The sequence below is a fragment of the Natronorubrum amylolyticum genome (assembly GCF_052040145.1).
GTDB lineage: Archaea > Halobacteriota > Halobacteria > Halobacteriales > Natrialbaceae > Natronorubrum.
Window position 1 is genome coordinate 811030 of the sequence record NZ_JBPPFW010000002.1, and the last position, 19271, is coordinate 830300.

General features: G+C 64.9%; 21 protein-coding genes. 5 read left to right on the forward strand and 16 right to left on the reverse strand.

The features are described from left to right. Nucleotides 1–680 precede the first annotated feature (680 nt). Nucleotides 681–2153: an HNH endonuclease gene (locus tag ACSFDB_RS10190; RefSeq protein ID WP_440770881.1), complete on the forward strand. Its 1473-nt coding sequence runs from the start codon at nucleotides 681–683 to the stop codon at nucleotides 2151–2153. 22 nt (nucleotides 2154–2175) lie between these two features. Here ACSFDB_RS10190 and ACSFDB_RS10195 read toward each other — a convergent pair whose 3' ends face one another. From ACSFDB_RS10195 to ACSFDB_RS10205, 3 genes are all read right to left on the reverse strand, one after another. After that, complete coding sequence (locus ACSFDB_RS10195; protein ID WP_440770882.1) at nucleotides 2176–2499, reverse strand: DUF5615 family PIN-like protein; 324 nt, start codon at nucleotides 2497–2499, stop codon at nucleotides 2176–2178. Next, nucleotides 2496–2720 carry a DUF433 domain-containing protein gene (locus ACSFDB_RS10200; RefSeq protein WP_440770883.1) on the reverse strand — a complete coding sequence of 75 codons (225 nt, stop codon included), beginning with the start codon at nucleotides 2718–2720 and terminating at the stop codon, nucleotides 2496–2498. Before ACSFDB_RS10200 ends, ACSFDB_RS10195 begins: the two co-directional genes overlap by 4 nt. A 382-nt stretch (nucleotides 2721–3102) precedes the next feature. Continuing rightward, nucleotides 3103–4350 (reverse strand): hypothetical protein, encoded by a 1248-nt coding sequence (locus ACSFDB_RS10205; RefSeq protein WP_440770884.1) that lies wholly within the window; start codon nucleotides 4348–4350, stop codon nucleotides 3103–3105. A gap of 293 nt (nucleotides 4351–4643) precedes the next feature. Here ACSFDB_RS10205 and ACSFDB_RS10210 point away from each other — a divergent pair, with 293 nt between their 5' ends. Further along, nucleotides 4644–5036: a DCC1-like thiol-disulfide oxidoreductase family protein gene (locus tag ACSFDB_RS10210; protein WP_440770885.1), complete on the forward strand. Its 393-nt coding sequence runs from the start codon at nucleotides 4644–4646 to the stop codon at nucleotides 5034–5036. A gap of 165 nt (nucleotides 5037–5201) precedes the next feature. Here the strand turns inward: ACSFDB_RS10210 and ACSFDB_RS10215 are convergent, their stop codons facing one another. Beyond that, nucleotides 5202–5993, reverse strand: coding sequence for an HpcH/HpaI aldolase family protein (locus ACSFDB_RS10215; protein ID WP_440770886.1), 792 nt, complete (start codon nucleotides 5991–5993; stop codon nucleotides 5202–5204). Nucleotides 5994–6085: 92 nt separating this feature from the next. Here ACSFDB_RS10215 and ACSFDB_RS10220 point away from each other — a divergent pair, with 92 nt between their 5' ends. Further along, the gene (locus tag ACSFDB_RS10220; RefSeq protein ID WP_440770887.1) at nucleotides 6086–6598 is read left to right on the forward strand and encodes a cupin domain-containing protein; all 513 of its coding nucleotides are present in this window, start codon (nucleotides 6086–6088) and stop codon (nucleotides 6596–6598) included. Between the two features lie 33 nt (nucleotides 6599–6631). Here the strand turns inward: ACSFDB_RS10220 and ACSFDB_RS10225 are convergent, their stop codons facing one another. Together ACSFDB_RS10225 and ACSFDB_RS10230 are read right to left on the reverse strand one after the other, a co-directional pair. Further along, nucleotides 6632–7846 carry an MFS transporter gene (locus tag ACSFDB_RS10225; RefSeq protein ID WP_440770888.1) on the reverse strand — a complete coding sequence of 405 codons (1215 nt, stop codon included), beginning with the start codon at nucleotides 7844–7846 and terminating at the stop codon, nucleotides 6632–6634. 634 nt (nucleotides 7847–8480) lie between these two features. Continuing rightward, on the reverse strand, nucleotides 8481–9797 hold the full coding sequence (locus ACSFDB_RS10230; RefSeq protein WP_440770889.1) for an MBL fold metallo-hydrolase: 1317 nt from the start codon (nucleotides 9795–9797) through the stop codon (nucleotides 8481–8483). Nucleotides 9798–10029: 232 nt separating this feature from the next. Here ACSFDB_RS10230 and ACSFDB_RS10235 point away from each other — a divergent pair, with 232 nt between their 5' ends. After that, nucleotides 10030–10485, forward strand: coding sequence for a response regulator (locus ACSFDB_RS10235; RefSeq protein WP_440770890.1), 456 nt, complete (start codon nucleotides 10030–10032; stop codon nucleotides 10483–10485). A 114-nt stretch (nucleotides 10486–10599) separates the two neighbouring features. Here the strand turns inward: ACSFDB_RS10235 and ACSFDB_RS10240 are convergent, their stop codons facing one another. From ACSFDB_RS10240 to ACSFDB_RS10275, 8 genes are all read right to left on the reverse strand, one after another. After that, nucleotides 10600–11031: an SHOCT domain-containing protein gene (locus ACSFDB_RS10240; RefSeq protein WP_440770891.1), complete on the reverse strand. Its 432-nt coding sequence runs from the start codon at nucleotides 11029–11031 to the stop codon at nucleotides 10600–10602. Between the two features lie 75 nt (nucleotides 11032–11106). Beyond that, a complete protein-coding gene (locus ACSFDB_RS10245) occupies nucleotides 11107–11445 on the reverse strand; it encodes a hypothetical protein (RefSeq protein WP_440770892.1) in 339 nt (112 codons plus the stop codon). Between the two features lie 10 nt (nucleotides 11446–11455). After that, entirely contained in the window at nucleotides 11456–12391 is a 936-nt protein-coding gene (locus tag ACSFDB_RS10250; RefSeq protein WP_440770893.1) for a hypothetical protein, read from the reverse strand. 1 nt (nucleotide 12392) lies between these two features. Then, a complete protein-coding gene (locus tag ACSFDB_RS10255) occupies nucleotides 12393–13871 on the reverse strand; it encodes an MATE family efflux transporter (protein WP_440770894.1) in 1479 nt (492 codons plus the stop codon). Then, complete coding sequence (locus ACSFDB_RS10260; protein ID WP_440771103.1) at nucleotides 13868–14575, reverse strand: TetR/AcrR family transcriptional regulator; 708 nt, start codon at nucleotides 14573–14575, stop codon at nucleotides 13868–13870. Before ACSFDB_RS10260 ends, ACSFDB_RS10255 begins: the two co-directional genes overlap by 4 nt. A 109-nt stretch (nucleotides 14576–14684) precedes the next feature. Beyond that, nucleotides 14685–14969, reverse strand: a complete 285-nt coding sequence (locus ACSFDB_RS10265; RefSeq protein WP_440770895.1) for a WNWW family protein — start codon at nucleotides 14967–14969, stop codon at nucleotides 14685–14687. A 160-nt stretch (nucleotides 14970–15129) separates the two neighbouring features. Beyond that, nucleotides 15130–15747: a GTP-binding protein EngB gene (gene engB, locus ACSFDB_RS10270; RefSeq protein WP_440770896.1), complete on the reverse strand. Its 618-nt coding sequence runs from the start codon at nucleotides 15745–15747 to the stop codon at nucleotides 15130–15132. Between the two features lie 69 nt (nucleotides 15748–15816). Next, nucleotides 15817–16287, reverse strand: coding sequence for a DUF7994 family protein (locus ACSFDB_RS10275; protein ID WP_440770897.1), 471 nt, complete (start codon nucleotides 16285–16287; stop codon nucleotides 15817–15819). 154 nt (nucleotides 16288–16441) lie between these two features. On the opposite strand from ACSFDB_RS10275, the gene ACSFDB_RS10280 reads away from it, so the two are divergent. Next, a complete protein-coding gene (locus tag ACSFDB_RS10280) occupies nucleotides 16442–17734 on the forward strand; it encodes a TIGR00341 family protein (protein WP_440770898.1) in 1293 nt (430 codons plus the stop codon). Nucleotides 17735–17865: 131 nt separating this feature from the next. Here the strand turns inward: ACSFDB_RS10280 and ACSFDB_RS10285 are convergent, their stop codons facing one another. Further along, a complete protein-coding gene (locus ACSFDB_RS10285) occupies nucleotides 17866–18210 on the reverse strand; it encodes a hypothetical protein (protein WP_440770899.1) in 345 nt (114 codons plus the stop codon). Nucleotides 18211–18271: 61 nt separating this feature from the next. After that, nucleotides 18272–19267, reverse strand: coding sequence for an NOG1 family protein (locus ACSFDB_RS10290; RefSeq protein WP_440770900.1), 996 nt, complete (start codon nucleotides 19265–19267; stop codon nucleotides 18272–18274). Between the last annotated feature and the right edge of the window lie 4 nt (nucleotides 19268–19271).

Sequence of the window (19271 nt, forward strand, 5' to 3'; positions counted from 1 at the left end):
GAACTGGCACGCCAATACCACCGACATCGTGCTCGTCACTCGGCTTCACCTCATCCGGCCCTCCCACAACTGGGAGCACGAGACTGCAATCTATCAGTATATCGACTCCGGGCCGTCGCTGTGCGACGCGCTCGGAATCGAACCCCATCCTGATCAGTCGACGTCGTATACAGCCTCGTACGACCGCTTCACCGGGGAGTACTGCGACGACCGTCGAGACACCATCGAGAAGGTTGTCAGTGTCGCCCGCGTACACGATACGTCCGTACCTGAGCGACCGGCCACGGCTGAGCTACCCGACGACGATGACGCTTCACGGAGTGGCCGTTCGGAACGACGTTTCGCTCGCCGCACTACCAAAGACGTCTGCCAGCATCGTGTTCAGATACGCTGATTCAATGCAAACCGATCTGAGCCACTCATCGAATATCTCGGAATTTGAACAGTATTCGAAAGCGGGAGTCCAGCGGGATGAAGCTGAATACTGAGTTTAGCAACATCTGGTCGATACTAGAGCTGGGGCGTACGTTCTCGGGCATAAATCACGTTGAAAACGCCACGTTTCACTCCGTCAACCTATCCGAACACCACCGTTTCGAACGGGATTGTTTTGAGCTAGCCCGTTCGCAAAACAGTCCAGTCAGTTTATACGCCGCGGCTCCAACTGACGACCGTGTGAGATGGGGTCGGAAAAACGCAATATCGCAGTTCGATTCTTCGGCGGCGCGGGGAACTACACGGACGTCCTCGAGCACTGTTTTACGTTCGTTCTCACCGAAAACCCGGACGAGGCCACACTCTGCGAGTGGGTGAAATCAAACACGCGAGCGACGAGCGACGACGGCATCCGTGATCGACTCGCCTTTCTCGAGTCGATCGGGCTACTCACAGTCGACGAGAAGCGAGTGGCGTTGGCCGAACGCGGAATCGAATGGATGGTCGATACCGATCCGAAGCTACTGTTCGACGCACTCTCCGAGAACGTCCGTGGCTTCGAAACCGCGCTCGAGGCGTTGTTCGACGGTCCGAAAACGGACGCTGAACTGGGCGCGGCTATCGCGGACGACCATCCCGACGTCGGCTGGAGCGATCCCTCGGGGCCCGCACAACACCGGGGCTGGCTGCAGAGTCTCGGCTACGTCGAGCGGTCGGATGGGACGAACTCGCTGACGGACAGCGGCCGAGACCTGGCTCGGCGGCTCGCGTCCGACGGTCCGGATCTCGAGCGCGGCGAGTTCTACACGCAACTGGAACTCGAAGCGGCGTTCGACACCAGTTTCGGGTCGTACATCAAGGGGATCAGTCCGCGAACGGACGACGACGGCGCGCTATCGTACATCATCGTGAAAGCGAGAGAGGACGGCCCGTATGGCGACGACCTCGAGGGCGATCGCTTCACCTATATCGGCGAGGGCGTCCCCTCGAAGGGCGATCAGTCGCCGACCGGGGCGAACAAGGCGCTGCTCGGACAGGCCGAGGGATCGACCGTGCCGATATATTTCTTCTACCAGCCGGCGGACAGCGGTGAGCTTCGATACGAGGGCCTGGTCGCCGTCGTCGACGCCCGATACGTGTTCGACGACGATCAGGAGCGAATGGTCTACCAGTTCGCGATGGAGCGGCTGGAACTCGACCATCCGGCGGAGTTCGAGACGCTCGCGGCATCGGTTGCCGACGGCGGCCGCGCGAGTGGTGTGGAGACGGTCGGCGGAGACGACTCGGAGCCGGCGTTAACCGACGACGAAACCGAGTTCACCGAAACCCAACGACGGGTGCGCTCGAGTGCGTTCGCGAGCCGAGTCAAATCAGCCTACGACTCCCGCTGTGCGATCTGTGGAACGTCTCGGGAGTCTCCCGCCGGAACCGTCGACATCGAAGCGGCACACATCTATCCGAAACGGGACGACGGCCGCGATGTCGTTCAGAACGGGCTCGCGCTCTGCCGACTACATCACTGGGCCTTCGACGCCGGCTGGCTCGCCGTCTCGGACGAGTATCGAATTCTCGTGGCGGATCGACCGGACCTCGAGGGCTACGAGGAGTTTTCGCGACTCGAGGGAGAGACTATCACGGTGCCAGCGCTCGAGGACGAGCGGCCGCACGCGAAATTTCTGGCGGCACACCGCGAGCGGTACGGGTTCGAACCAGTGTAGGGGTCGATTTGTCGACGCAGTTTCAGCAATAATGAATCTCGCGGTCGTTTGGCGAACGAGTTTCGAGGTGTGAATCGACGGTCTTGACGACGTCTCCGATATCACGACCTGCCTGCTGGACGAAAATAATACCGGCGTGGTCTAAGCCAGCGCGTTCGACCAGCGAGAGAAAGTCGTCGTCGAACGTCAACAGTATCCAGTCGTTCTCGACGGCGTACGAGAGGTGGTCACGGTCAGGTTCACCGAGTTTACCTTCGTCTCGAACGGTATAGACAGTCCAGCCACGGCGGCGCAGTCCATCAGCTACTGGGATCCAGATTCCTTCATCACAGTAGAGCGGTCTCATGCTGGAGCAGACTCAGCTGGTCGGAAATCATCGATGTGATCGAAGTAATAGGCGAGTGCACGGTGGACGTCTCCGAGCGTGAGATCAGGATACAGTTGTGTGATTTCGTCCGGTTCGTACCCACTGTGCTCGTAGGCAATCGCGATGTCCTTCACACGGATCCCGGTCCCTTCTATCGTCGGCGCTCCGTCACTGTGCGCTGGATCCTGTACGATACTCATGTACTGAAATAGTTCGTAATCATGCTTAAAGGCACGGTCGACGATTCGTTTCGCTTCGGTATCGGTACGGTGTCTCCTCGACGTTCAATGGCTACTATTGGACGAGCTTGTGCCGCCGCCGATCACTACGATGAAACCGAGAATCTATAGTAGCCACTGAAAATCAATGCATATCCGATCGCAGGACGACGTAGCGATCGGTGTGTAAATCGTTTCAGTGGCTACTATACCAACTATTCAATCGTAGTCGATCCTGTCTCGAGGACGAACTCGAAGAATAACAGCACGTCACCGTCGTGAAGGGCCAGTCGCCGTTTTCAGTAACCCAGAGACGGTTTTGGAGAGGGTCTCCTACGTACCTCACACGTCCCATTCGGTCGACTCAAACCGGCTCTCGAAGCGCCCAGACGTCTTCCGTCGGCTCGAGCCGATTCGGCTCCCGTCCGCGCTCGGTCAGAATCCCGGCGTGGTACAGCATCGCCTTCAGCTGGAAGACCGTCGGCGAGTGGTAGACGTGTCCGTCCGCGAGCGCCTCGCGCCGCAGGTCCCCGTCTTCGGTCAACACCCGCCGTCGAACGTCGTCGTCGCCGCGAACGAACAGCTCCACGGTGAAGGTCGGGTGGACCGTATGCAGGTGCTCGACCAGATCCACGAGCGACGGCTCCGGCTGCCAGTCGTCGTGCATGGCCTGCAACTCGGTGACGAGGAGCTCCGTCGCGGGATACTCGAACACCACCCGACGAGCCAGTTGGCCCCACTCGGGTGCGAGATCGACGAACCGTGTTCGCGATCGATACCAGTCCGCGAACTCCTCGAGTGCGCCCTCGACGGAGCCACAGCGGGCGTTCGCGAACCGGACGACCTCCTGGCCCAGCGACGTGAGTTCGATTCCGCGCGGGCCGTCCTCGACCAAACCGAGAAACACGGCTCCCTGTCTGGCACTCTCGACGGCGCTGACGACCTTGTACTCCGAGAGCAACGCGTCGGTGTCGCCGTCCGCGTACTGTGCCAGCGGATAGCCGAGGTAGTTCTTCGGGTGGTTCAGCCCGAACGATTTGTCCGCGACGCCCTGTGCGCCGGCCTGAAACCGCAGCGCCGTCGCCTCGCTCGAGGTTCGGTTGCCAACGACCCGCGGGACCTCGAGCGCGTCCACGCTCCCCGTCGCATCGACGCCCAGCACGCCCACGTTCAGCTCCCGCGCCAGCGTCCGATCGGTCTCCGTAATCGCGGCCGCCGGCGCAGCGAGGTACGCCGCGTTGGCCTCGTGGAGCCGATCGTAGGCCTGGACGATTCCGAGCTGGGTATCGACGCCGCTACTCGTCTCCCCCTTCGCTTCGATGGCGATCAGCGGCGGCTCGTCGCCCACTCGTTCGACCGCGAGGAGGTCCGACTCGAGGGCGCGCACGCCGACCAGATCGGGATAGCCGCCGCCGATCCGAACGTGGTTGAACGGCGCGAGACACTCCCGAACGTCCGTCGTAACGGGCTGGCCGGGGAGCCACTCGTCTTTCGAGAACTGCGTGTCGGCCACCACGTACGAGGGCCCGTCGTCTTCCGCGGCCGGAAAGAGCCGCCGCTTCGTGTGGGCCAGCACCTGCGGTTCCGAAAGCGGCCGCGCCGCGCTACTCATGGCTCTCGATTAGTCACCGGCACCAATAATGTTCTGGCGAGACGACTGGGCGTCGCCCACGTTGTTACTGCCGACCGCGGATCCGCCGCCGGATGGGACTGAACGAGGCGAGCGCGCTGAGCGAACGCTTCGCGTTCGGAGCTTTCGGAGTGTACTGTCGATCGAAAAGACAGTATCACAGCACAGTAGCCTCGAGTCCACGTCTCGGTCCACGTGTTCACCCCTCCTCGCCGCGCTCTCGGTGCGAGCGAAACCGGGCCAAACGTTACTGTCTCGAGGACGTACGTCGACCCATGATCGAGCCGACCCTCGTCTACGACGACGATTGCGGCTTCTGTACGTGGTGGGCCGACTACTTCGACGATCGAACCGAGATCAGGATCGTCGGCTTCAGCGACCTACGGGACCACCCCGACCTACAGGAGCGACTGCCGGAACACTACAAAGAGTGTTCGCACTTCCTGACCGAAGACGCCCGCTACTCCTGTGGCGCGTCGATCGAGGAGGCGCTGCGCCGGTACGACGAGGACGGCCCGGTCGGCAACGCGATCGGATTCCTCCGGAATTTCGAGGACTACGGCCAGATTCGCGAGTGGGGCTACCGGCAGGTGGCGGACAACCGCGATAAGTGGGGCCAGGTGATGTCGAAGACGCCGCCGGCGCGCCAGACGGCCGACGACCGCTGAGTTCGAGCCGATCGCACTGACGGTCTTCGGCGGGCCGACTCGCCAGCGATTAGAGCCTCGGTCCGCGAGCGACTACAGCCCCGTTCCGCACGTCCGTCGCTCCTCGAGCCACCCGCTCACGTGACGCGAATGAGCTACTCGCGTAACACGAGCACCGCACGCACGTCACTCGAGCCCCTCGTACTCGGCGAACCACGAACGTACCACGCCCTGCAGCGCCCCCGTCGTGGTTCCCAAATTCAGGAGCTGATACCCCGATTGGGCCTTCTCGTTGACGTCGTCCATCCCGAAGCCGAGCCCGCCGAGGGGGACGTCGGCCTCGAGCGCCGCCTCCCGAATCTCTTCGATCCGTTCCTCGACCGCCTCGTGAGTCGGCTCGCCGGGATGGCCCAGCGACACCGCGAGGTCGAGCGGGCCGGCGAAGACGAACCCGAGTTCCGGAACCGCCAGAATCTCCTCGATGTTCGCCACCGCGGTCGGGTTCTCGATCGTCACGCCGACGACGATTTCGTCGTCCTCGGTGCCAGCGTAGTCGTCGGTCGTCCCCCAGCGACTCGCGCGGGGGCTCGCGAACCCCCGCTTACCGGGGTCGCCGTCGTACTCGAACCGGGACGCTTCCACTGCCCGCCGGACCGCTTCGGCCGTCTCGATCCGCGAGACGAACAGGGTCCGGACGCCGGCGTCCAGGGTTTTTCGAATCATCCCCGGATCGGGTTCGGGTAGCCGAACGAGCAGTTCCGTGCCCGTCACGTTCGCGGCACGGAGCAGGTCCTCGAGTCGGTCGCCGTCGAACGGACTCGGGCCGGCGTGCTCGAGGTCGATCCAGACGAAGTCGAGGCCGAGTTCGCCGTAGAACTCGACGAGGGCGGGGCTGTACGTGTTCTCGAGGATGCCGAGCGCGACGGCGTCGTCCTCGAGCGTTCGTCGAAGCAGGTTGGTGCGTGGTGACGTCGCCATAGCGCAGTGACACCTGCAAGAGTGATAACGCTTCGCAGGCCGGAGCGTCGCTTCGAGGAAGCATCTTTGTGCCGACACGTCGAACGGCACGCATGAACCGCGTCGCGATCGACGATCTCGAGCCACGTCCGCACGACGAGGAGTTACACGCGGATCGACGCCCCCTGTCCGAACCCCTGGGAACCGACCACGTCGCGATCACGCGCTACGTCCTCGAGTCCGGCGAGCGGTTCAGCGGCTCAGTCCACGCCCACTTCGATCAGGAGGAGGTGTTCGTCGTCCTCGAGGGCGAAGCGACGTTCGAAGCGTACCCGAACGACGACAGAGACGGCAAGCCTACCGAGATCACCGTCACCGAAAACGAGGTGATCCGCTTTGCGCCCGGTGAGTTCCAGACCGGCCGAAACGACGGCGAGAGGCGAGTCGTCGCGCTCGCACTCGGCGCGCCGCGGGACACCGAGGATATTCGTATCGCTCGGATCCCCGTGCTGGACGACAGGAACGTCTCGTGTCCCGACTGCGAGGCGGACCACATGCGGATCTCGAGCAGCGACGAGGCGGAGTTCGAGTGCCCGAACTGTGCGGCGACGCTGAACCTCGACTGAGCGCCGCGAGCGACCAGCGACGAAAAGCACCGCTCAACTCGCCTGGGACTGCAACGCAGCCCCGGCGAGGACGACGACGAGCGCGCCGCCCGCGAGCATCGCCAGCCCGGGGACGAACGACCCCGTCGCGTCGTGAAAGACGCCGATGAGCATCGGGCCGAAGAAGCCACCGATCTCGCCGACGGCGAAGATGAACCCCACCGCGGTTCCCGTCAGTCGCGCGCCGATTCCCTCGAGATCCGGCGGGATCGCCCGGACGAGCGGCGAGACGCCGCCGACCCCCAGCCCCGTGACGACGATGCCGGCGACGACCAGCGCCCCGGTGTCCCCGGCGATCACTCCCAGGAGACCGAGGAACGCAACGGTGCCACAGCCCATCAGGGCGGGCCGTCGCGCCTCGAACCGATCCGCCAGTTCGGGCACCGTGAGGACGCCGACCACGTAGGCGCCGATCAGCAGGCTCGTCGCCTGCCCGGCCAGCCCGGGTGAGAACCCGCGGGACTCGAGCAGCGTCGGGAGCCACCCCTGTAGCCCGTGATTGAGCAGCAGGTACATCGTCCCGATGACGACGACCAGCTGGAGTTCGCGATGCGAGAGCACCAGCCGGAGGTCGGCGACGACCGACTCGAGCGAGAAGGAGTCGTTGTCGGCCATCCGGTCGTCGATCCGCGCGCGGCGAGCGACGAGCAGCCAGCCCAGTCCGTAGGCGACGGAGACGACGCCGCTCCAGAAGAAAAGCGGGCGCCAGCCGCCGAGCCACGGGCCAAGCACCGGCCGGCCGACCGCGAACACGAGCGCCGAGCCCGCCGACGCGCCGACGAGGTAGATCGCGGACGGGCGGCCGGTTTTCGCCGGCGGGAAGAGGACGCCGACCAGTTTCGGGAGCCCGAAGGTGATCGCCGTCGCGCCGACGCCGAGCAGGAGCGTTGCGACGAGCAACGACGGAAACCCGGGGGCGACGCTGCGGCCGATCTGGGCGAGTCCGTAGATCACCACGCCGACCGCGAGACTCCGGCCGGGGCCGATTCGGTCCACCGCGATCCCCGAAAAGAGCGCGAGCGGGATGTAGGTCAACGGCACCGCGCCGGCGAGCATTCCGGCCTGCGTGCTCGAGAGCTCCAGATCGTCGATGATCACCGGCAGATACGCCGGCAGCGAGAACCAGACGAACATCAGGCAGGTGTAGCTCAGCGCCGCGACGGCGACAAGGCCGTACTCTTGGCGGTACTCGGCACTCGAGCGACCCATTCGGACGAACCGAGTGCGGGGACGTTCGAGTAGTTTGCCGTCCCGGTCGATACGACCGGGTTCGATGCCGCTCCGTTCGCTTGGTGGGCATAGTGAGCGGTACTCTTTCAGTCGACTAGCTGCTGTTTTCTCTGTCCTCTCGTCTCAAATATCGTTTCGAAAGTCCGCCAGGATCAGCCATACCCCTGCCTTTCCCCGGGTCGAGCGGCTCTCGCCGTACTCGAGCCGCACCCCCGGCCACGTGGCGCGCGCTGACGGCGTGGCCGAGCACTGCGAGAGTGCGCCGACGACATTGTGCGAGGGGCGAGTGAGCGAGCCCGCGAGCGAACGAGTCGGCTGGGGAGGACGAGGCCGCGGGTGGGACTGAAAGGGGCCGATGCGGTCGATCCGTCCCCGACGAAGAAAGCACGTGAGCGAAGCGAGCGCGCGCAGCGAGTCGCGGACGGTCGAGCGCACCGGGGGCTTTCGAGGTCGTCGTGGTTCCCATCTAGAACCCGACAGTCTTTGAGAGTAAACACTGAGACGAACCAACCGATACCGACTTCGTCTGTACTGACCGCGGAGGAAACGACTGTCTCATCCCGTACGGGTCTGCGGCAATCGCGTTCTCGAGTCAGAGACGACGGCCGACTCGTCACACCGTCACGGTCTCGCCGAGTTCGGGCGCGCTCGAGTCGACCCCCTCCCCCCGCAGTTCCTCGGCGAACGCCGCACATCGATCGCCGTGATTGACCAGCACCGGACTCTCGCGATACGATTCCAGAAACTCGAGCACGCCGTTTCGATCCGCGTGCGCGGAGAAATCGTACTGCTCGACCTGTGCGCTGACGGGCATCACGCGGCCGTCGATCTCGGCGCGGCCCGTCTCGAGGAGGTCGCGACCCGGCGTCCCCTCCACCTGATACCCCGTCATCGCGATCTTGTTCGTCGGATTCCGCCGAATTTCGGGGATGTAGGTCATGGCCGGGCCGCCCGAGAGCATCCCGCTGGTGGTGATGATCGCCGCCCGCTGGTCGATAATCCGCTTTCGCTGGCCGTCGCGACCGGTGACGAACCGGGCGTGGGAGACGGCCCGCCGGAACGCCTCGGAATCGCGGACGAAGCCGGGGTGCTGTCGGAGCATCTGCGTGACTTCTTTCCCCATGCCGTCGACGTAGCAGGGGATGTCGTGAGCTTCACAGACGAGCATCAGCTCCTGCGTGCGGCCGATCGCGAACGCGGGGACGACGACCGTGCCGCCCTCCCAGAGCGTCGTCTCGACGCTCTCGACGAACCGCTCCTCTACCGCGGACCGATCCTCGTGTTCGACGTCGGAGTACGTGCTCTCACAGAGGACGACGTCGGCGTCGGGACGAGCCCTCGAGCCCGCGACCAGTCGCTGGCCGCTGACGGCTTGGGCGGGAGCCTCCCCCCGATTCGAGGAGACGTCGCCGTCTCGAGAAACGTTGCCGTCCGCTCCAGACAGGTCGTCGAGGTGGAAGTCGCCGGTGTAGAGCAGTCGAGTTTCGCCGTCATCGACGAGGACGTGTGCGCTACCCGGGATGTGGCCGGCGTTGTAGAACGTAATCTCGTGGCCGGCCGCCTCGAAGGACTCACGGTAGCCGTGGGTCTCCGAGACCTGCGTGACCCGCCGGAGGTCGGTCTCGGTGAACGGGCAGTGAAAGGATCCACCGTGTAGTTTGAGCGTGTCTCGAGCGAGCGTCATCGTCAGCTCGTAGGTCGGCGGCGTCCAGTGGATCGGCGGCCGGGCGTCGCCCGAAAGCAGCGCCGGCACCGTGCCGACGTGGTCTAAGTGGCCGTGGGAGACGACGACCGCCTCGGGGGCCGGCGTCTCGACCGGGAACTGCGGCGGATTCGCCGTCAGCATCCCGAAATCGAGGAGGAGGGCGTCGTTCACGAGGATCGCACTGCGGCCCACCTCGCGAGCGCCGCCGAGAAAACGGAGTTTCATTGGCAGAGACTCGGCGCTCGAGCCGTTTTCCTCCATCGGTTCCGACGTTCGGTCGCGGCGGCTCCGTGACCGGCGTCGACGGATCGGGGGCTGCTCCCGATCGTGTTATTCTGTGACAGGTATCAAGAGTAGTGTGGGGAAGGTCTCTACAGTGGGTACTGCCCGTTTGTGTTGCAAACCGAGCGGTTCCACAACCGAGATACTTAAACACCCTACCAACATACATTGGTTAATGGATTGCCGATCCTCCGCTCCCGGTCAGGAGGTGGAGATTCTGTTGGTCGAAGACAACCCCGGAGACGCTCGGCTCGTACAAGAGCTGTTCTCGGATGCACACATCGTGAATAGACTCCACGTCGCCACCGACCACCGGGAGGCGCTCGAGTTCGTCACTCAGCGCGGCGAGTTCACGGACGCTCCCCGACCGGACATCGTCCTGCTGGATTGGCACCTCCCCCGAGCGACTGGCGACGAAGTCCTCCGGGCGATGAAAGACGATGCGGCGTTGCGCCGGATTCCCATCATCGTGTTAACGGGCTCCGACGCCGGCGAAGAACTCATCCAAACGTCCGAGTTCGAAGCCAACGCCTATCTCACGAAGCCGGTCGATCCTGACGACTTTATCTCACTCGTGCGCTCGTTCGAGTTCTTCTGGCTCAGCGTTATCCGCTCACCACCCGACCTGTAGCGCTCGGACGCTTTCACGCCGCTCGTGAGTACGGCGACCAACCGTTTCACGGATGTGGCCGCTCGAAACGAGCGTTTCGACGGTACAGATCGTTGCAGACGGCTGTCGACCCACTTAGCGATCCCGGAGTCGCGTTCGATCGGTCGACTCGCGAGCGCTCGAGCGTTCGCGGCCGAACCCGTCTGCACGGCCGGGATCGTCCTCGAGCAGTCGATCCAGTTCGCGCTCGAACTCGTCTTCGCTGAGTTTCCCGTCGACGTACTGAGAACGAAGTCGGTCCGCCGGCGCCTCTTTTTCGGTCGACCGATTCGGACGCTCGTTGCGATACGCCGCGTCGACGGTCGCCTCGTCGTCGCGGAACAGCGAGGCGAGACCGACGACCGCCAGCACGACGACGGCCAGAATCGCGAGCGTCACGGCGGCTGCGACGACGGTCGCGACGATCGAGAGGACGATACTGACGACGGCCGCGATCACGCTGAGCACGATGAACGCGAGGAGGAGGGCTCCAGCCCCTTTGAGCAGGAGTGGTCCGAGACGAGCCATACCTGTCGTTCGTCTCACACGGTGAAAAAGCTGTAGCAACGGGTCGGCTATCGGGACGGATCCCCAAGGCCCGTCTCAGGAGCCGTTCGACGCCGGCGATGGGGTCGTCTTCGCGGCCGCCCGTCTCGTGAGTCCGATGAGGTAGACGTCGAGCAGGCAGATCACCAACACGGCGAGCGGGACCGCCACGTCGGTGTAGGCGACCGATTCGAACTGCAGCGCCGTCACGACGAACGGCTCGCCGAAGTCGAGCGCACCCGACAGCGTCCGGGCGGAGAGGAAGGCGAGTGCGAGGACGTAACAGACGAACCAGATCGCCCCGCGTTTCCACTGGCCGAGATAGCAGTGGCCGAGCCCCGCGACGAACGCCGACAGGGGGTAGGCAGGCCAGATCGGTCTCGAGAGCTCGCTCATCGGTCGGTCCTCACTCCCGGTGGAACGGAACGCGCGTCGCACGCTCGAGTCGACCGAGCGGTGACGAGACGTCGGTACTGGCAGCGTCGTCGGCGAGCGCCTCGAGTGCCGTCCGCGCTCGCTCGAGGGAACGCTCGACCGCCGGCGTCGCGTACGCGAGTTCCTCGTCGGTCACGACCGCGTGCTGGCACGTCGGGTCGAAGAGCACGCGAGCGGCGCTCGCCCGGGGATCGTCGTCGTCGGACGTGGCCGACGACTGGGACGCGAGTGCGGTCATCATCGCGTGACTATATTGGCGCAGCGCCGTCCGTGTTTCGGTCGAGGCACCGACGGTCGCCGCACCGATCGCCCCCGCAGTTTCGGCGAGCGTCGCTGCCGCCTCGAAGCGGCCGTCCACGGTCTCGTCCGTACCAGCGCCCTCGTCCGTATCGACGCGTTCGTCCGGGTCAACGGGCTCGTCCGCGTCGGAGCGAGCCAGACACTGCTGGGTGAGCGTCGTCGCCCCCTCGAGCAGGAGGCGATACAGCTCGAGACGCCGCCGGTCGGACACCGGCGTCTCGGCGAGCGTCGCGTACGCGCCGGCGTGGAGGAAGTCGCTCGCGAGGATGGCGTCGTCGCGATCGGTCGCCGATCTCGCGGCCGTCACAGCGTCGGCGGCGTCCACCAGCGTCAGCCGAAGCGAGACGTAGCCCTCGAGGAGCGTGACCGTCGTGACGACCGGCTCGAGAACGTCCGCGAACGCGGTCGCGTTCGTCGAATCGGTCTCGTTTGCGGCTTCGACACCGATTTCGCCGGCGACGGTACACAGCGCGGCGGGGAGCGACCGGTCCCGCGCCGGAACGAACTCGGTGGCGACCGTGCGAATCCGCGGCGCGAGTTCGCCGCCCGGGCTGTCGGGGATCGAGCGGGCGATACGTCGGCTGGGGTGGAAATCGTGTTCGGTCACGTCAATCACCGGGTGTGGGCGTCGGCGAGTCGTCGGTCACGACGTCGTCGGTCCAGGTTCCACGGAGGAACCAGGCCGCGGTGGTGATCGTCGACAGGACGTACGAGATGGCGACGGCGTACCAGACGCCAACAACGCCCATGTCGAGGACGATAAGCGCAACGGCTGCGATCGGGATGCGCCAGAGCCACAGCTCCTGTACCGAGAGCACCATCGCGGCTCGAGTGGAGCCGCTGCCGCGGAGCCCGCCCAGCAGGATCTGGAAGACGCCGAGGAAGACGTAGGAGGGGCCGGCGATGATGACGTACGCCTTCGCGTACTCGATCACCTGATCGGCGTCCTCGGTCCCCGCCTCGATGAAGATCGCGACGATCGGTTCGGCGAACTGGTAGGCAACGGCGATGACGACCGCGAACACCGAGACGACGACGATCGAACTGAGTGTGACCGCCTGCTTGGCGCGGTCGACCTGCTGGGCGCCGAGGTTCTGGCCGACGACCGTCTCGGTGCCGCGGGCGAGCCCCAATGCGGGCATGAACAGCAACGAAGAGAGGCGCGTGACGATCCCGTAGGCCGCGACGGCTTCGGTGCCCGCGAGCGCGATGATCGCCGTCAGGACGGTGATACCGAACGCGCGAAAGCCCTGCTCGGTCGCGATCGGCGCGCCGATGTCGAGGATCTGTCGGACCGTCTTACGGTCGAGCCAGAGATCCGAGAGCGAGGGCTGGAGCCCGACGCGGCCCGTGAACAGCAGCGCGAGGCCGATCGCGGCCGCGATGCCGCGGGAGAAGATCGTCGCGACCGCGGCGCCGTCGACGCCCCAGCCGTCGAAGCCGGTGGCGGCGTAGAGCGTGGACTCGAGACTCGTCGCTCCGATCCAGACGAACAGCGGGTTCCCGTCGAAGCCGAGGATCAGGAACGGGTCGATGAGCACGTTGAGCGTGACGCTGATGGCCATTAGATAGAGCGGCGTTCTGGTATCGCCCCACCCTCTCGAGAGCGCGTCGAAGATGAAAAACCAGAACATGAACACGATGCCGATGAACATGATCCGGGTGTAGCTGACAGCGTAGGCGTAAGCGTCGCCGCCGGGTGCGGCGCCGACCATCTGCATGAGCCACGGCGTCAGTACGTAGCCGACGGCCGCGAACGCCAGGGCGACGACCGTCACGAACGAGAGCGTCTGGCCGGCGAGATGGCTCGCCGTGCCGATCTTTCCCGCCCCCTTGTTCTGGGCGATGAGGACTGTCCCGGCGACGGTGAGGCCGCCGCCGACGCTGATCATCAGGAAGACGACCGCCCAGGAGTACGACAGTGCCGCGATGGCGTCTCCGCCGAGGCGACCGACCCAGTAGGTGTCCGCCAGATTGTAGCCGACGTTGAGGATCTGCGAGGCGACGATCGGCGCCGACAACACCATGAGCGGCTTGAACAGTTCGCCGTCGGTGACGTCCACCGATCGGTCTGTCGCTTCGCTCATTCGGTGGGATCACCCTCCGCGTTCGACTCCCTGGTCTCGGTATCGCTCTCCGCGTCCGTGGTCCCGTCGTCGTCCGATGCGTCCGTGGTCCCGTCGTCCACGAGCCGATCGTCACGCGGGAACTCGAAACTCGCCTCGTCAGGAAACTCGATGTCGGCCGCGAGAACGTCCGCGAGGACGCGATCGACGGTCTCCGCTCTGACCGTCTCGAGGTACTCGTCGCGCCCGAGCGTGAACTGGCGGATCCGCGCGCCGTCGAACGAGGCCAGCAAGAGCGCCGAGACGGACTCCGGATCGTGCGCTCGAAAGACGCCCGCGTCGATCCCGTCCCGGAGGATATCCTCGACGGCGGTCCGGAGGATATCGTCGCTCTCGCGGAGTTTCTCGCGGTAGACGTCGTTGTACGGCGCCTGCGCTCGGAGTTCGAGGAAGGCCGTATGAAACGCCAGTTCGTCGTCGTCGGGATCGGCGAGAAACCAGTCGACGAACGCTGCGAGTCGCTCGAGCGGTGGCTGCTCGCGAGTTCGCTCGAGCCGCGCGTCGAACCCCTCGATCAGGTACTCGATGAAATCCGCGACGAGAGCCTCGCGCGAGTCGTAGTGGTAGAAGAGCGCGGATTTGCTGCGGTCGGTTCGGTCGGCGATCGACTGGGCGGTGAGATCACTGTAGCCCTCCTCGCAGAGTGCTTCGTAGGTCGCCAGCATGATCGCGTCCCGCGTGTCGTCTGCACTCACTGACTAACCAGTCAGTCAGGAGCGGGAAAAGATGTTTCGGTTCGAAGGAGATGTCACTCGACACAGCAAGATCGAACGCTCACTCCTGGTTCTGATATCGACGAATTCCGAACTGTCCGTAGCCGCCGTAGGCGATCTCGAGGGAGCCGATCCACCAGTTCCACCGGTCCGTCGGGGGACCGTCGGGCGCGTCCGAAAGCTCCTCGATGACGACATCGTTCGTCAGCGTCGCGCCGACGTCGGCCTGGTACTGGCCGGAGTCCGCGAGATCGACGGCCTGCCGCACGACGACGCGGGACTGGCCCATCGTCCCGCCGAACTCGTCGCGCAGGCGGATCTCGAGTTTCCCGGGGTCGATAAACACGGACGACTGTACGACTTCGACCCACTTGACTGTTCGAGCGCCGGGACCGGTGGAGCTCTCGGGTGGCGTCGACGGAACACCGATTCCGGTGGCCGGGAGGACACAGCGCGGGCCGACGACCCATGTGAGGTGCGTGGCGTCCTCGAACGCGCGTTGCAGGTTAGAAGAATTTGAACAGATCGTCCCGGTTCTGCTCGTGGAGGTGGTCGCGAACAGCCTCCTCGAGCGAACTGATCTGGCCGTTCTTGGCGGTGATCGGCGCGATGGTCTCCCGCCACTGTTTCCACGGCGGGAGCAAGCCGAGGCGGTCGCAGAGTTCGTTCAGTCGTTCGTCGCGGTCGTCGACCTTGTCCATCTTGTTGACGGCGACCACCGTCGGAATGTCCAGTTCCCGCAGGAAGTGGAACATCTCGACGTCGTAGGGGATCTCGTCGGGGCCGGAGTGGCGGTCGATGATATCGATCACGCTCTTGCCGTCGACGACGAGCACCGCGACGAGGACGTTGTCGGCGTACTCCTCGAGATAGTGGACGATTCCGGTTTTGATCTCCTCGCGGTAGTCCTCGTGAACGCCGCTCATGAAGCCGAAACCGGGCAGATCGGTGATGACGAAATCCTCGGGCGCCCAGTCGTAGTGGTTCGGCTCGCGGGTGACGCCGGGTTTACCGCCGGTGTCGAAGCTGTGGCCGGTCAACTCGCGCATGAGCGTCGACTTGCCCACGTTGGAGCGACCGACGAGGACGACCTCGGCCTCGCGGGCGGGACGGGTATCGAACATAGGGCGTCGTAGGTGCGTCTCGGGTTTATACTCCGTGAATGGAGTCCCGCGGCGGTCGGCAACCCGACGTCACACGAGCATCGCGATGCGCGTGCCGCCCACCAGCGCGGCGATCGCGAGTCCGGCGATCGCGACGACTCTCGCCCGCGACGGCGCGGGCTCGAGGTCAACGTGGCGGCTGTCCCGGGCGGTCTGGAGACCGAACCAGGCGAGCGACAGCCCGCCGAGACTCGCTGCGACGGCAAAGAGTCCCGCGTCGGTTCCACCGGTGCCGAGGGCTCGAAGACCCGACAGGATGACGACGGCCGCGAGAACGACGTCCGCGGCACCGAGGAGGACGTTCCACCGGAGCGTCCGCGGGCCGATCGTGATCGACTCGACGGTACCGCCGACGATCGACAGCATCGCCGCGGCGACGAGCCCCGAGATCAGGACGGCGATACCGGGGTCCGCGATGGCGTCGCGCCCGAAAACGGCGAGAAAGCCCGCGATCAGCGCCAGCAGGAGGCCACCAAACCACGGTGCGAGCCGTCGATGCATACAGCTAGTTGCGTTTCGTTGATACAAACAACTACCGGTGCGTACCGCCCGACGATCACCGACGTCGGATGCCGACAGCGCTCCGTCGCGAAAGCGACCGACTGGGGCCCGAAAGCGCCCCAAGTTATGTCCCCCGAGGTTCTCAGCCAGAGATGTGCGGCTCGTACAGCTGACGGTTCCGACGGGCAAGCGAGAGACGATCGTCGATACGCTCGAGGATCGGGAGATCGATTACGTCCTCACTGACGAGAACAGCAATCGAGACTATACGGCGGTGATCTACTTCCCGCTCCCGGCACCGGCGGTCGAACCCGTTCTCGACGAGCTACAGGACGCAGGCATCGACGACGACGCCTACACGGTCGTCGTCGACGCGGAAACGGTCATCTCTCGCCGCTTCGAGTCCTTACGCGAGGAGTACGAGAACGGCGACGTCGAGAGCGACCGGATCTCGAGACAGGAGCTCCAGGCCGAAGCGGACTCGCTGACGCCGACGTTTGCCGTCTACGCGATCATGACGGTCATCAGTGCCGTGGTCGCGACGGCCGGGCTCTTTCTCGACTCCCCGGCCGTCGTCGTCGGTTCGATGGTGATCGCGCCGCTGATCGGGCCGGCGCTCGGACTGAGCGTCGGTTCGGTGATCGACGACGAGGAGCTGTTCAAGAGCAGTCTCTACTATCAGATCATCGGTATCGTCCTCGCGATCGGCGCAGCGGCGGTCTTCGCCTGGATGGTCAGGGTTACCAACATCGTGCCGCCGGGGCTCAACATCAGCGGGGTCGACGAGATCTCCGAGCGACTCGCGCCGGACTTGCTCTCGCTCGCGATCGCCCTCGGTGCCGGCGTCGCAGGGATCATCAGTATCGCGACGGGGACCTCCGTCGCCCTCGTCGGTGTGATGATCGCAGCCGCGTTGATCCCGCCCGCCGCGGCGGCCGGCATCGCCATCGCGTGGGGTCAGCCGTCGGCCGCGATCGGCTCCACGGCGCTCGTGCTGGTCAACGTCCTCTCGGTGAACCTCGCCGGGCTGCTGACGCTGTGGTGGGCCGGCTACCGCCCGGAGAACCTGTTCACGCTCGGGAAGACCGAAAAGCGCGTCCGCAGGCGGGTGATCGGATTGGCCGGCATCGTCCTCGTCTTCGCGATCTTCCTCGCCGCCATCACCTACTCATCCTACGCCGTCGCGACCTTCGAGGAGAACGCCCGCGGCGAGGTCGAGACGGTCCTCTCCGAGGAGGAGTTCGCCGAGTACCAGCTCCTCGAGTTCGAGGTCATTATGGACGACAACTATCCGTTCGTCGGCCCGGAGCGCGTGACCCTCACGATCGGCGGACCCCAGGGGGAGATCCCCTCGGAGCTAGCTGACACGTTACACGAGCGAATCAACCAGCACGCCGACGACCCGGTCGGCGTCGAGATCAGGTCCGTCGGAATCACCGAGCGCTGAAAGCGCGGCTCTCTGCCCCTTCGGTCCGAAACTGACCGCTCCGTCGGTGGGGTCAGACTGGGCGTTCGGTCCGGCACGGGTCTCTCGAGCGCAGAGACTCGAGCGGGTTCCAGAATCAGTTCGGGACGAGGTTATCGGCGAAATCGATCGAGCAGCGTCGCGTTTCGCTCGGTTCCGTCAGCCGCGTCCGTCGGCTCAGCCGCCGCGTCGGACTCGTGTTCGGCTCGATCGCTCCGGTCGTCGTCCTCGCTCGAGTCGTCGCGGCCGAACCGTCGTCGAATCCACGTTCTCGGCCCGCCGATGCGGTTGATGAGATACGTCGGAAAGTATAACGCCACCGCTCCGAGGGCGAAGAAGCCGATGCCGTATGCGGTCCGGCCGCTCCGGACGAACTCGAAGCCGACGACGAACATCGGGCCGGCCATCGAGAGCCCGGCGGCGGTCTGGAGCATCCAGAAGATCCCCGGTCCCTTCATCGCTGTCTCGGTTCGGGTCGCCCGCCGGTATCGCTGTCGGTTCGTGCGTTCGATGACACCGTCACTCGTCGAACGGTAGTTTGGGTTCGTAATCGATCGCTGCGACGGCCGCTTCGACCACCGTCTCGACGTCCGCACCGGTCTCGACGCTCATGTTGTAATCGGCCGCCATCTCGTCGATCAGGCTGTCGTCCCAGACCTCTTTCCGGTCGGCTTTGTTCGCGATCGTGAGCACGGGGACGTCCTCGAACTGCGCCGCGATCGAGTCGCGGAGTTCGAGCTGGGAACCGAGGGGGTAGCCACACTCGGCGCTCGGATCGATCATCACGAGCATGCAGTCGGCGAGGTGCTCGATGGCGCTGACGGCCTGGGACTCGATCTCGTTGCGTTCGTCCGCCGGTCGGTCGAGCAGGCCGGGCGTGTCGACGATCTGGTAGCGGATGTGATCGCGCTCGAAGTGACCGAGCCCGATCCCTCTGGTCGTAAACGGGTACGACGCCGTCTCGCCGCGAGCGTTGGTGATGTCGTTGACGAACGAGGACTTGCCGACGTTGGGGTAGCCGGCGACGACGATCGTCGGCTCCTCCGGGTTGATCTCGGGTAAGTCCCGCAGGTCGTTCCGGGACTTGTTGATGTAGATCAGTTCGTCGTCGATCTGTTCGACGATGTCCGCGAGGCGGGCGAAGGCCTGCTTGCGGTGTTTGCGGGCCGTGTCGACGTCCGTCTTCCGGAGCTTCGGCTGGTACTCCTCGTGGATCTCGCGGGCCTTCCGGCTGGCCCACATCACCTCCGAGAGGCTCTGACGGAGCCTGTCGACGTCGACGATCGCGTCGGCGAGTTCGTAGTAGAACGGGTGGACGTCGTCCTCGTACGCGAAGTCCGGCCACGCCGTGACCACGTTCTCCAAGTTGTCCGAGATGATGTTCGCCGCTACCTGAAGCATCGACTGCTGGGCCTCGAGCCCGCCTTTGGCCTTCCCGGATCGGGATGCCCGCGAAAACGCCTTGTCGATCAGCTCTTCCGACGTGGGCGTTGTCGGAAGGTCTTCGAAAATCATACCC